Consider the following 12,830-nt stretch of genomic DNA (forward strand, 5'->3'; position numbering starts at 1 on the left):
CGAAGGTGACATTTTCGGGTGGACAGCGAAGGCTCATCGGCTATGCTGGCCGAGTTGCACAGTGCGTTTCATGAGGTCGGAACTCGGCCGACTGCGAACCGCTCGTGCCCTGCGCGACCACGCACAGTCCTTCACAAAGGACGCGGACCACACTGCGCAGACGTCACCGCACCATCCTTCTTGGTGACAGCTCTTCGATTCGACCGCTGCCAGAGACGCCCCGTGGTACTGCGCCGCGGTCTGACGAACACCGAAGGCGGCATCGCCGTGATGCCAGCCGTCACGAGACCACGAGGATCAAACATGACGACAACGACCGACACAACCACCGCTGCCGCACAGAACTCGCTGCCGCCCATCACCGATGATGAGATCTTCGCCGGGCACGAAGGCGGCAAACTCTCTGCCGAACTCACCCGTCCGCTCGAGACCCAGCGCGATCTCTCCATTGCCTATACTCCCGGCGTCGCCAAGGTCTGCACCGCGATCAAGGACGAGCCGGAACTGGCGCGGACCCACACCTGGACCGGTCGACTCGTCGCCGTCGTCTCCGACGGATCTGCCGTGCTCGGCCTCGGGGATATAGGGGCGAAGGCCTCGCTGCCTGTCATGGAGGGCAAGTGCGCCCTGTTCAAGCGCTTCTCCGGGCTCGACGCCATCCCGATCGTCCTCGATACGAATGACTCCGACGAGATCGTCGAGACCCTCGTCCGCATGGCCCCGTCATTCGGCGCAGTCAACCTCGAAGACATCTCAGCACCTCGCTGCTTCGAGATCGAGGACCGCGTCAAGGCCGCGCTCGACATCCCTGTCATGCATGATGACCAGCACGGCACGGCCGTCGTCGTCCTCGCTGCACTGACGAATGCGCTGCGCGTGGTCGACAAGTCTTTCGACTCCATCAAGATCGTCCTCTCCGGGGCAGGAGCTGCCGGAGTCGCCGTAGCCAAGATCCTCGGCGATGCCGGTGTGAAGGACGTTGTCGTCCTCGACTCCAAGGGGATTATCGACTCCGACCGTGCGGATCTGACTCCGACGAAGGAATGGCTGGCGTCGAACACGAATCCACGCACCATCACTGGCGGGATCGACACCGCACTCGCCGGTGCCGACGTATTCATCGGCGTCTCCGGCGGCACCATCGATGAGAAGCACCTGCCGCAGATGGCCGACAACGCCGTGATCTTCGGCCTGTCGAACCCGAACCCGGAGATCACCCCGGACATCGCGCAGAAGTACGCCTCGGTGGTCGCCACCGGCCGCAGTGACTTCCCGAACCAGATCAACAACGTTCTCGCGTTCCCAGGAATCTTCCGCGGAGCCCTGGATGCCGGAGCCACCGACATCACGGATGCCATGAAGCTCGCTGCCGCGCGTGCCATCGCCGACCTGGTCGGCGATGACCTGGCACCGGACTACATTGTGCCCGGAGCGCTGGACGCGCGGGTTGCTCCTGCCGTTGCTGCTGCGGTTGAGGCCGCGGCCGATGCTGACGGGGTGGCTCGGGAGTAAGCTTTCGGAGGTTGTCTGCCTGCGGGCAACAGCCTGCAGAGGCGAACGGGCGCCGGTGCGAGATTACGCGCCGGCGCCCGTTCTGTCATGTGCTGCCCAGACTGAGTCAGACTTTGGCTCAGTCTCAGGAGCCGTCGGTCGTCGGGTCCGCGTTGTCGGTGTTGTGCCTGACAGCATCGACTGCACGCTTCATCGCCGACTTGGTATCGGCACGTGCGCTCTGCGCAGCCTTCGACACAGACTGCTGCTGAGACTGGGGGCCGGTGGCACCCTTCAGGCCTGTGGTGTTCTTTGCGTCCTCGGATGCGTTGGCTGCGAACAGGGTATTCCTGATCTCCTGCGTCATCTCGCCCAGGCCGCCGGGGTTCGACGGCATGAACAGCACGTTGGAGCGACCCTCCTGGGCCACGTTCTGCATGGTGTCGAAGTACTGGGTCATCATGAGCAGCTGCTCGGCTGTTTTGTCGATGCCGACTTCCTGCAGCTTCGCGTACTGTTCGGCGATACCTTCGGCAATGGCTTTGCGCTGTGCGGCCACACCCTCACCGTGCAGCCGCATCGCCTCGGACTCAGCCTGAGCCTGTGTGACCCGTTTGATCTTGTCGGCCTCGGCCAGGGACTGAGCCGCGACCTTATCGCGCTGTGCGGCATTGATCGAGTTCATGGAGTCGCGGACCTTGGAGTCCGGGGTGATGTCGGTGACCAGGGTGCTCACGATCTTGAATCCGTAGCGCTTCATCGACTCCGACAGGCGGCGTTCGACGTTCTCAGCGATATCATCCTTGGACTCGAATGCTGTGTCCAAGGTCAGACCCGACAGTGCGGAGCGAACGGTGTCGAAGACGTAGGACCTGATCTGCTCTTCGGAGTTGGCCAGTTTGTAGTAGGCGTCGGTGGCGTTTTCCTCTTCAACGACATACTGCACGGCCACCGGCACTGTGACGAACACGTTGTCACTTGTCTTCGACTCGATGTTGACCTCGAGCTGCTGGACGCGCAGCGAGATCGGTTTGCTGATGGTCTCGACGAGAGGCATTTTGAAGTTCAGGCCAGGCTTGGCAACCTTCTTGAACTTCCCGAACCGTTCGACGATGACGTTCTCCTGAGTCTTGACGGTGAAGAACATGCTGGTCCTCAGTTTGCCGAACAGAAGTACGCCGAGGATGATAACGATGACTACGACGGCGATGACGCTTCCGGTGAGAATTTCCATGGCTCCTCCGAGCTTTCAGTAGGTGCGCTGATTCTTACAACATCTGTTGCTTACCCACTCTAGTGCTGTTTGGGGCCGGGGCGCGAGGGGAGACCGCATGTCGGTCGAAGCCCACACATCTGATGTCAGACGTATACTGGAAGCTCGGTGCGGAACTATCTTTGGAGGGCGACAATGACGGAGACAATGCCGGCAGGCCATCAGCGTTCTGCCGCGGACAACGCCGACGGGCGACGGAAGACGACGACGTCGGACCGGATCAAGGATCTCATTCTCGCAGACGGACTTCGCACCGGGGACCTGCTGCCCACCGAGGGGGAACTGTGCACTCGCCTCGGCGTTTCGCGGTCGAATGTCAGGGAAGCCATTCGCAAGCTCTCGACCCTCGACATCGTTGACGTTCGGCACGGACACGGAACCTATGTGGGTGAGATGTCCCTGGACGCACTCGTCGAAGCTCTCGTGTTCCGCGGTGTGCTTAGTCCCGGTGATGACCTGCGCGCCTTGCGGGACGTGGTGGAGGTGCGTGAGGCCCTGGACCACGGAATGTCCGAAGCGATTGTGAAGAGCCTGGAGGGAACCACGAACCCGGACCTCTCAGCACTCGTCGAGGAGATGGTCGCCATGGCACAGGACGGACGCTCCTTTCCGCAGCAGGACCGCGCCTTCCACACCGGGTTGCTTGAGTCCTTGGGGAACTCGCTCGTCGGTCAGCTCGTAGCCGCCTTTTGGGACGTGCACACCGCTGTGCTGCCCAAGCTCAATCTCGCGGTGGCTGCCGATCTTGAACGCACCGCCCGGGCCCACGGACTCATGCTCACGGCGGCCGAAGCCGGGGACGTCGACGCCTTCCGCTCCGCGATCACCGTGCACTACGAACCGATCGCCCGAGCCCTTGACCACGCCCCGACACCACGAGCAGAGAGCTGAGGACCAATGGAAGTAGTCATCGCCCCCGACGGTGAACTGGCGATGCTGGTCGCGGACTCCATTGAGAGGCTGCTGCGAGAATCGTCTGCCCCCGTGCTCGGGCTGGCCACCGGCTCGAGCCCGCTGCGCGTCTACGACGAACTGACCCGGCGGCACGAACAGGAAGGACTGTCCTTCGCTGCTGCGCGCGCATTTATGCTCGACGAATACGTCGGGCTGCCCGCAGACCACCCGCAGCGCTACCGGAATGTCATCGACGCCGAGATCGCCTCACGCGTCGATTTCGCCGAGGGCGCTGTGCAGGGGCCCGACGGAACCGCCGAGGACCTGATCAGCGCTTCCTCGGATTACGAACGTGCCATCGCAGAGGCGGGAGGAATTGACCTGCAGATCCTGGGAATCGGGACCGACGGTCACATCGCCTTCAACGAACCGGGTTCGTCCCTGTCCTCGCGTACCCGAGTCAAAGTCCTGGCGAACCAGACACGGGTGGACAATGCCCGCTTCTTCGACGGAGACGTCGACCAGGTGCCGAAGCACTGCCTGACGCAGGGGCTGGGCACGATCATGGAAGCGCGTCATCTTATGCTCATCGCCACCGGAGGCAACAAGGCCGAAGCGGTGCACCAGATGTTGGAGGGGCCGATCTCTTCGATGTGGCCGGCGACCGTGCTGCAGATGCATCCCCACGCCACAGTCCTCGTCGACGATGCGGCCGCATCGAGACTGCAGTTGGCCGATTACTACCGGCAGGCGTACGCGAACAAGCTCGAACCGCACCGGCTCTGAGGCGTCACTTTCACGGGCTGGGAGCCGTCACCTGAGCAGGCGGCGTCACCCGGGCACGGAGTGCCTTAGGCGTTGTCGCAGGCGTCGACGAACCGGGACGTGATCGTTGCCGGGTGGGTGATCGCTGTTCCCACCACCACCGCCTCGGCGCCGGCCGACAGTGCTCCTGCGGCATCGTCAGGGGAGTGGATCCGTCCCTCGGCGACGAGCATCGGGGCGAGGTCTGCCGCTTTGATCTGTTCGAGCAGTTCCAGGTCAGGCCCCGTCGTCTTCGCGCGTTCGCCGGAGTATCCGGCCAGGGTGGTGCCGATGAAGTCTGCTCCGGATTCGGCCGCGGTCAGCGCATCGTCAAGGCTGCCGCAGTCGGCCATGACCAGCGCATTCGTCTCTTCATGCAGGCGCTCGATAGTCTGGGTGAGACTCAGCCCGTCCGGACGTTCACGGCGTGTGCCGTCCAGAGCCACCACGTGGGCTCCCGCCGAGGCGACGGCATGCGCGTGCTGATACGTCGGCGTGATGGCCACACCTTCGGTGCCGTCTTTCCATAAGCCGATCACCGGAACTTCGACCGCTGAACGAGTCGCCTGAATGTCGCTGAGCCCCTGGACGCGCACCGCCGCCGCACCACCGCGCACGACGGAAGCGGCGACCTGAGCAATGGTCCGCGGGTCCCGCATGGGCTCTCCCGGATAGGCCTGGGCCGAGACGATGAGGTGTCCTCGCAGGGCATCGACGATCTCCTGTTTGGTGAACATCACTCTGTCTCCTCGCTGGTGGTCTTCGATATTGCCGAGTTTCCTGGCATCGGGCTTTTTGGTGCCGAAGTTGCGGCCGAGGTCGCGGCCGACCACAGACTGGCCGCGCCGATGAGGGCGGCGTCTGATCCCAATTGTGCCTCGCGGAGCTCAAGTCCGCGGATGGCGGGGATGAGCTCACGGTCGAACGCCTCACACAGAGGCGACCACCACAGTTCTCCGGTACCCGCCAGGCCCCCGCCGATGACGACGACCTCGGGGGAGAGAACATTGGCCAGTCCGCCGAGTATCGAGCCGAGCGCTTCCCCAGCCCGGGCAAATGCCTCTTGGGCGATGACATCTCCAGAGCGAGCGACGCCCGCCAGTTCCCGGGTCGAGGAGACGTCCGCACGGCCTCCAGCCCGTCGATAGGCCGCCAGCACAGCCGGCCCCGAGGCGATCGCCTCGACGTGCCCGGCGCCGTCGCAGGGGCACGGCAACCCCTGGGCGGCGGCGACAGGAAGGTGACCGATGTGTCCTGCTGCGAAGTTCCGGCCGGTGAGGAGGCGGCCCTCGGAGATGAAGGCGCCTCCGATTCCTGTGCCCGCGGCTACCAGCAGCGAGCTGCGGGATCCTCGGGCTGCCCCTGCGAAGGATTCGCCGAGCGCATGAGCATGCACGTCGTTGACGGCCCGCGTCTCAAGGCCGAGGCGTGCCGTCAGCTCTGCCGTGAGTCGAGTCCCAGCCCAGCCGGTCAGGGAGTCCGTGGCCGAGACGACGGTTCCCGCCTCAGAGTCGATGACTCCGGCGGCCCCGATGCCCAGTTTCCACAGGAGGGGTGTATCAGCGCCGATCGAAGCGTCGGTGCTGCGCATGACTTCGCGGGCCACCTCGGCGATGGCATCCAGGATTGCCGAACGTCCCTCACTGGCGGGTGTCGGCACCTCCCGGATGTGTCCCATGGTGCCGTCGATGATGGTGCCGTCGATGACGGCACCGGCACGAATCTTCGTGCCGCCGACGTCGACGGCCACCACGGCTCTCGAGGTCATAGAAGACCTTCGGCGGAGATGACCTCTCTGACGCGTCCGGTCTCGACCTCATCGAGTGCCAGCATCGGCTCGGTCATCCGGTTGGAGGCGATGACGCCCATGAGCCGCAGGGCGGTCTTGAACGCACCAAGGCCAGCGGCACCGGGGGAGACGCGTCCGGGGGTGGGTGCAGCGGTGATCTGGAACAGTCGCGCCAGGCGATCCTGTTCGGCGGCGACGGCCGTCCAATCGCCGGCTCGGGCGGCGTCGTAGAGGCGAACGTAGCCAGCAGGGTCGACGTTGCCCAGACCTGGGACGATCCCGGCCGCACCACCGAGGAGTGCGCCGTCGGCGACCACTTCGTGGCCGGTGAAGACCGCGAAGTCGGGTTGGTCCTTGGTGTCGATGAGCAGGCGACGGAAGGACACGTCATCGGCCGAGGAATCCTTGACTCCGGCCAGCACACCCTCGCGGGCCAGGCGCACGGTCACGACGTGGGGCAGTTTGGAATGGGTGCGCACTGGGATGTCGTAGGCGAAGACCGGAACGTCGAGGTGTTCGGCGACGGTGCGGAAGTGCTGCTCGATCTCGCCCGCATCGGAGAGCGCGTAGAACGGGGTGGTGACCACGGCGGCGTCTCCGCCGATCGACAGCAGACGCTTCGCCTCGTCGAGGACACGGCCTGTCGTCTGTTCGCTGATTCCCACGAGGACGGGGACCCGACCGTCGGCAGCTTCGATGGCAGTGGTCAGCACCTGCTCGCGTTCGCTCGCAGTGAGATAGGGGACCTCCCCTGAGGAGCCGAGCACGAAGATGCCGTGCACACCTCCCTCGACGAGGTGGTCGACGAGGGCCGAAATGCCCTCGAAGTCCAGCTCCCCGCGCTCGGAGCGCGGTGTCAGCAGTGGGGGGATGATGCCGTGGAATTCACTCATTGCTCTGTCCTTGCTTGATGCTGTTGCTGTCCCCCGCCGAGGTTGTCGCCGGGGAGGTTGAGATGCGCCGTGTGTACTGGTCACGTTTGCCGTAGATCGTCAGGGCAGTCACGTCGTGGTCGGCACGACGGTTCTGGGATCCTGTGAACAGGGAGATCACATAGCCGAAGACGACGGCGCCGACGAAGGCCACGGCCGAGACTGCGAAGGGTGTCAGCCCCGCGACGTCCTGGACGTACCAGGCGACGGCGGCACCGAGCACCAGTCCGCTGAGCACTCCGGCGCTGTTGGCCCGTTTGGTGAAGATGCCGAGGGCGAAGACACCGGCAAGGGGAACCCCGAAGAGTCCGGTGATGGACAGGAAGAGGTCCCAGGTGTGAGCCTGGTCGGTCGCGGATAGGTAGAGGGCGACTCCTACCGAGATCGTTCCGACGATCACGATGACCAGACGGGAGAACCCGACGCCTGTGCGGGCCACACCGTCCTTGGGCGGGAAGAACCGGTCCCGGATGTCAACGGTGACGCAGGCCGAGATCGAATTCAGGCTCGAGGAGATCGTCGACTGTGCGGCAGCGAAGATTGCCGCGATCAGCAGACCTGAGATGCCGGCCGGCAGTGCGGTGACAGCGAAGTAGGGCACCAGAGACGAGGTGTTGAATCCGGAGGGAAGCGCCTCGGCGTGCTGGTAGTAGCTGTAGAGGACGGTGCCGATTCCGTAGAACAGAGGAATGGTCAGCAGTGCGAGGAAGCCGTTGACGATCAGAGACCGGATTGTGCTCTTCGGTGAGTCGGTCGTCTGATAGCGCTGCACCACGTCCTGGCTGGCGGTGTACTGGTGGAGATTGTTGAAGACCGAGCCGAGGAAGACGATCGGAATGGCCGCCGCCGCTCCACCGATCTTCCAATTGTCGGCCGAGATGAACTTGTCGTCTGCTGCTGCATCGGCGGCCACTGTCGCCAGACCACCGTCGAGGGCTGCGATGCCGAAGACGAGGATCACGGCGGCACCGACGAGGAGGATGATGCCCTGGACCACGTCTGACCAGATAACGCCTTCGATGCCGCCGAGGAAGGTGTAGACAACGGAGAGGACGCCGACTGCGGCGGCGACGAGCACGGGGCTGATATTGGTGACCGAGCTGATTGCCAGCGTGGGCAGGTAGATCACGATGGCCACGCGTCCGATGTGGAAGAGCACGAACAGGGCCGATCCGATGACTCGGATAGTGGGCCCGAAACGTTCCTCAAGGTACTCGTAAGCGGTGGTGACGTCGAGCTTGCGGAAGAAGGGGATGTAGAAGAGGACGAGCAGCGGGACGATCGCGAAGATGGCGATATTGCCTGCTGCATAGGACCAGTCTGTGAGGAAGGCCTGTTCAGGCGTGGACATATAGGTGATGGCAGACAGGGTCGTCGCATAGATGCTGAAGCCTGCGGCCCAGGCCGGGATGCGACCGTTCGCCTTGAAGAACGAATCAGTTCCGGCGCTCGCCTTGCGGGTGAACCACACCCCGATTCCCAACGTTGCCAACAGATAGATGATGATCACAGCCCAATTGAGGCCGCCGAGTCCCGGAGCGTCCATGCTCCCTCCTCACAGAAAGTCCGAACGGGACCGCATCGATGCCAAATCCCGGATGCAACATAAGACGTATGATGTCCTACGTTATAAATGTACGGGAATGTGTTCCCGCGCACAAGCCTTTTTGTTCGGCACGGGGAGGGCGAGGCGGAAGGGGAGCCCCTCGATCAACGCGGCACCTGAATATGTCGTCGCCGGCGACGACATTCTCAGACCAGCCATGGATCAACGGACTAGGTGTGCTGGGCCTCGGTGAGTGCAGCGGCGATGACGAGGGCGCCGATCAGACATGCACAAGACACACCTCACAGGATGGCGGTGGGGATGTGCACTCCCGGAGCGAGGGCCAGCAGCTGAGAAACGACTGTAAGGAGCAGCAGCACGAGGATCCATTTGGTTTTGGGTGACCTTCTCATGACTCCTCCAGTAGGTGATGATCCGCGGCAATTCTCGGATCAGTTTAGAGTAATGCTTAAGGGCGAAAACCGAAGGCATCCACTGGTCATAGACTGTACCTATACAGCGGAATTTTCGATCCAGGTCTGAACGGGGCGGCAGTTATGGTGACGGCAATAGGAGTCGGAGCCACCGCGGCTGTGGTGCTCAAAATAGCTTTTATGCTGGCTAGAGTTTCTTGGCCGGAAAACTATTTTGACAGCACCGATCGGGCCAGCCATTGGTTCACTGATTCTCCGGTCAAGGTATTGATCTGGCGTCTGCTTCCGTACGCTCTTGTATCTATCGCTGTTGGTTCCTTTGCTTCGAGCGCACACGTCAGCGTCGCTGGATCGCTTTGGTCCCTTTATATTGCGCACCTGCTGTCGACAAACGTGCTAAGTCTGGCTGTTGCCTTCCGTGATGGCGTCGGCGTCAGTGGGCGGTATGCCTATCTACTTTCGGTTGCCGTTGTGCTTGCGATTATCACCGCTGCTGCGGCTTCAGTTCCGGAGCTCCTAGTTGAGTTCACGCCGAGTTCGGAAGGGTTGGTGGAGGGAATCTGGACCGCCATATTAGTTGCGGTGATATTTGCGGGATACAAGACGCTTACTGATGCCCAGCTGTCCAGATCTGCAGACGAAAAGCCATTTGCGGATCTAAAAGTGAGCGAATATTATATCGGGGTTATTGCTAGAGAGTCATATTCAAATACTGTAGATTTACCCTTGATGCTGTCAATTATAGCTCTCGAGTCGAGCAACAGACCCAAATTCATACGCAGGATAGAAGTGTTTCTTAGTGAGCACAAATTGGGGACGCACCAGCCGAAGACGGTCGGTATTGCGCAACAGCCTCCGAACGCTGAGCGTGTTCAGGAATTGGCGTATCGAAATCGCCTGAGAAGCTATGATGAGGCTTCAATTGAGTCTCTAGTGAGCCTGTTTGAGGGAACGGTTCCTGGTCCTGAGGTCGCTAAATTTGGACCGAACCAAGTTAAATCTCTGGCTGATAGAAATAACCGAGGTTCAGTCGTTATTGCTGGTGTGTCACGCATTTACTCAGGTCTCTATTCGACGGGTAGGTCGGTGATGCGCGACGTGTACCTGAGTCGAATTGATGACGGGCCTGATGGAGTTGAATGCTCCGCCGATGCGCAACCATCCTTGCCAGAAGGCGGTGTTCGCGAAGAAATCGTGGTTAACGCGCCGTGGGCTGTGAGGTGTGGAGAGCATGTGTACATGCAGTTCAAAATCCCCACTTCTTGGGTTAGCTCAGTTGAGCTGCGGTTGGTTGATGATGACACGTCTAGCTCCGTCATTGAGTCTTTCGAATTCACCAAGAACAGCAAGGAGTGTGTGCAAGGCCTTTATTTATTACCGAATATAGGGGCCGGAATTCAGGTAAATATCTATTCGAGTGCTGGTGCCAAATTTGTTGCACCAATTTTGTGGTACTCGTCAACAAGCGATATTTGTGCCATTGATTCGTAGCTCGATTAGGCGGCACGGCGGTTCTTTGGATGCCAATAACGAATTTGAAGCTCGGTTGTTCTTGTGGATTTGTTTAGTGGCCAATGCGGGGGAGATATCTGAGGTGCAATTTGACGTGGTGCCTGAGCAACCCCTCAAGGCCGAGACCGTGGGCATGTGGGAAGATTGAGGGCGTGTCGAAAATTCTTGAGATCCTGACCCCGGAAGGTCTGCCTCCACTGGCCGAACGCCCCGGTGTCTCCTTCATCATGCCGGTCCTCAACGAGGCCGAGCACATTGCCAAAGCGATCACCACGATCCTGGCCCAAGACTATGAAGGAGACAAGGAAATCGTCCTTGCGCTCGGGCCCTCGACCGATGACACGAACGCCATCATCGCCGACATGGCTACGCAGGATCCTCGCATCCAGACCGTCGACAACCCGCAGGCTGCGACGCCGATCGGACTCAACCTCGCGATCGCCGCGACTCACCACCCTCTGATCATCCGCGTCGACGCACACTCGGGGCTGGGCGCCGACTACACGAAGCAGGCCATCGACACTCTGCGCCAGACCAAGGCCGCGAACTGCGGCGGACTCATGCTTGCCCGCGGTCGCACATCGTTCCAGAAGGCCGTGGCCCGGGCCTACATGTCACCGGTCGGGCTCGGCGGACCTGCCTACCACTCCGGAGACGAAGCCGGCGAGGCCGAGTCGGCCTACCTCGGCGTGTACCGACGTGAGGTCTTCGACCACCTCGGCGGGTTCGATGAAGGAATCAAACGCGGACAGGACTGGGAGCTCAACCTGCGCATCCGCACTGCAGGCGGGCGCATCTGGTTCAACCCGGACATGGAGGTCACCTACTGGCCGCGGGATTCCTGGTCGAAGATCGGTCAGCAGTTCTGGGCCACCGGCATCTGGCGTGCTGAGCTCATCCGACGCTACGGATCGCAGAATTCGATACGTTACTTCGCGCCACCGGTGCTGGTCCTCGGGATGGCAGCCAGCGTCGTCGAAGCCCTCCTGCAGCTCACAGGCAGGACGAAGACCTGGCCCAAATTCCTGCGCCGCTTCACCTCTCTGGTCCACGTGCCCAGTCTGGGATACGTGTCGGGCATACTTGCGACCGCCTCGGCGGCCAAGGATTGCGGTCGACGCGAACGCGCTTGGTTCGGACTCGTATTGCCCACCATGCACCTGTGCTGGGGAGCAGGGTTCCTGCGGGGCCTGATCGCCGGGGCCGGATCGACGAAGGACGGCAGCCGTTGAGCAAGAAGAACCGCCGGTACGGACGCAGTGAACGCGAGCAGAGCACCCGGGCTCAGGCAGGCAGCGAACACCCTGCAGAGGAAGCTCTCGAGAGCGGACGGGCTCCGGTGCCTGAGCGTCCGACGCCGAAGAAGTTCAACGCGCCTCTGTGGGCCGGGCTCGTCGTCGTCATCGCTGTCGTCGCCGTCCTTGGACTCAACATGTTCGGAAGCAAGGACCATCTGACCGTGGACTCGCTCAACAAGCCCGCGGTCGCCGCCCTCGACGGTGGTTCGAAGGTCTACCCGGCGAACTCCACACTCGCCTTCACCGAGAACACGAAGTTCGGCTACCTGCCCGCACCGACCCTGTCCCAGCTCGGTGACGGCACCGTTGTCGCCGCGGACCCGAAATCCGCGCCCAAGGAGATGGAACTCAAAGGCGACCTGTCTGACCTGGACCGTAAGTCGTTCCTGGACCAGACCATCAAGCCACCACGCAAGAACACCGCATTCGGGGACCCCATCACCTGGGACCAGATAGTCGATGAGATGGGCGGAGCCACCGTGCTCATGCCCCTGATCGAATCGCCCAAGGTGGCAGATCCAGTGCTGAAGAAGATCGCCGAGGCGGACAGCGCCGATTCGACGATCGTGCGGACCTCCAACGCGAAGGTCGCCAAGGCGGCATCCGACGCCGAGGTGGCAGTGATGTTCACCGGTGACTATTCATCGACTTCGCCCGAGGACTTGAAGAAGTCGGGCTACAGTATGGTGTCCGTCGCACCCGATGCGGTGAGCACCTGGGCCGAGTCGGACCTCAAGGTCTGGGCCACCGGAGTCAAGGATGAAAAGCAGCTCAAAAAGCTCACAGATGCCGGGATCTTCGGGGCTCTGAGCACCAACCCGTACACGATCCAACCCTCAGACGTGAAGTCCAACTGA

The 12,830-nt window shown here is 62.0% G+C and carries 11 protein-coding genes; 6 read left to right on the forward strand and 5 right to left on the reverse strand.

The window, feature by feature from the left end; genetic code table 11:
* The first annotated feature begins 303 nt into the window (after positions 1-303).
* Positions 304-1,512 (forward strand): NADP-dependent malic enzyme, encoded by a 1,209-nt coding sequence (locus tag INT29_RS15765; protein WP_193072314.1) that lies wholly within the window; start codon positions 304-306, stop codon positions 1,510-1,512.
* 124 nt (positions 1,513-1,636) lie between these two features.
* On the opposite strand, the gene INT29_RS15770 is transcribed toward INT29_RS15765, so the two are convergent.
* A complete protein-coding gene (locus INT29_RS15770; protein ID WP_193072315.1) occupies positions 1,637-2,725 on the reverse strand; it encodes an SPFH domain-containing protein in 1,089 nt (362 codons plus the stop codon).
* 174 nt (positions 2,726-2,899) lie between these two features.
* Between INT29_RS15770 and INT29_RS15775 the strand changes: the two genes are divergently transcribed.
* Positions 2,900-3,655, forward strand: coding sequence for a FadR/GntR family transcriptional regulator (locus tag INT29_RS15775; protein ID WP_226842092.1), 756 nt, complete (start codon positions 2,900-2,902; stop codon positions 3,653-3,655).
* 6 nt (positions 3,656-3,661) lie between these two features.
* Complete coding sequence (gene nagB / locus INT29_RS15780) at positions 3,662-4,444, forward strand: glucosamine-6-phosphate deaminase (protein ID WP_101572720.1); 783 nt, start codon at positions 3,662-3,664, stop codon at positions 4,442-4,444.
* 65 nt (positions 4,445-4,509) lie between these two features.
* Here nagB and INT29_RS15785 read toward each other — a convergent pair whose 3' ends face one another.
* The 4 genes from INT29_RS15785 to INT29_RS15800 are packed head-to-tail and all read right to left on the reverse strand — an operon-like array spanning position 4,510 to position 8,729.
* Complete coding sequence (locus INT29_RS15785; protein WP_193072316.1) at positions 4,510-5,199, reverse strand: N-acetylmannosamine-6-phosphate 2-epimerase; 690 nt, start codon at positions 5,197-5,199, stop codon at positions 4,510-4,512.
* Positions 5,199-6,230 (reverse strand): ROK family protein, encoded by a 1,032-nt coding sequence (locus INT29_RS15790; RefSeq protein ID WP_193072317.1) that lies wholly within the window; start codon positions 6,228-6,230, stop codon positions 5,199-5,201. The genes INT29_RS15785 and INT29_RS15790 overlap by 1 nt, the downstream gene beginning before the upstream one ends.
* On the reverse strand, positions 6,227-7,144 hold the full coding sequence (locus tag INT29_RS15795) for a dihydrodipicolinate synthase family protein (RefSeq protein WP_193072319.1): 918 nt from the start codon (positions 7,142-7,144) through the stop codon (positions 6,227-6,229). Before INT29_RS15795 ends, INT29_RS15790 begins: the two co-directional genes overlap by 4 nt.
* Positions 7,137-8,729 (reverse strand): sodium:solute symporter, encoded by a 1,593-nt coding sequence (locus INT29_RS15800; protein ID WP_193072321.1) that lies wholly within the window; start codon positions 8,727-8,729, stop codon positions 7,137-7,139. The genes INT29_RS15795 and INT29_RS15800 overlap by 8 nt, the downstream gene beginning before the upstream one ends.
* A 557-nt stretch (positions 8,730-9,286) precedes the next feature.
* On the opposite strand from INT29_RS15800, the gene INT29_RS15805 reads away from it, so the two are divergent.
* The 3 genes from INT29_RS15805 to INT29_RS15815 all read left to right on the forward strand — a co-directional run bounded on the left by INT29_RS15805 (position 9,287) and on the right by INT29_RS15815 (position 12,830).
* A complete protein-coding gene (locus INT29_RS15805; protein WP_193072323.1) occupies positions 9,287-10,654 on the forward strand; it encodes a hypothetical protein in 1,368 nt (455 codons plus the stop codon).
* Positions 10,655-10,827: 173 nt separating this feature from the next.
* Positions 10,828-11,907, forward strand: a complete 1,080-nt coding sequence (locus INT29_RS15810; protein WP_193072324.1) for a glycosyltransferase family 2 protein — start codon at positions 10,828-10,830, stop codon at positions 11,905-11,907.
* On the forward strand, positions 11,904-12,830 hold the full coding sequence (locus INT29_RS15815) for a hypothetical protein (protein ID WP_193072326.1): 927 nt from the start codon (positions 11,904-11,906) through the stop codon (positions 12,828-12,830). The genes INT29_RS15810 and INT29_RS15815 overlap by 4 nt, the downstream gene beginning before the upstream one ends.

Source organism: Brevibacterium sp. FME37 (assembly GCF_014897485.1).
Taxonomy (GTDB): domain Bacteria; phylum Actinomycetota; class Actinomycetes; order Actinomycetales; family Brevibacteriaceae; genus Brevibacterium.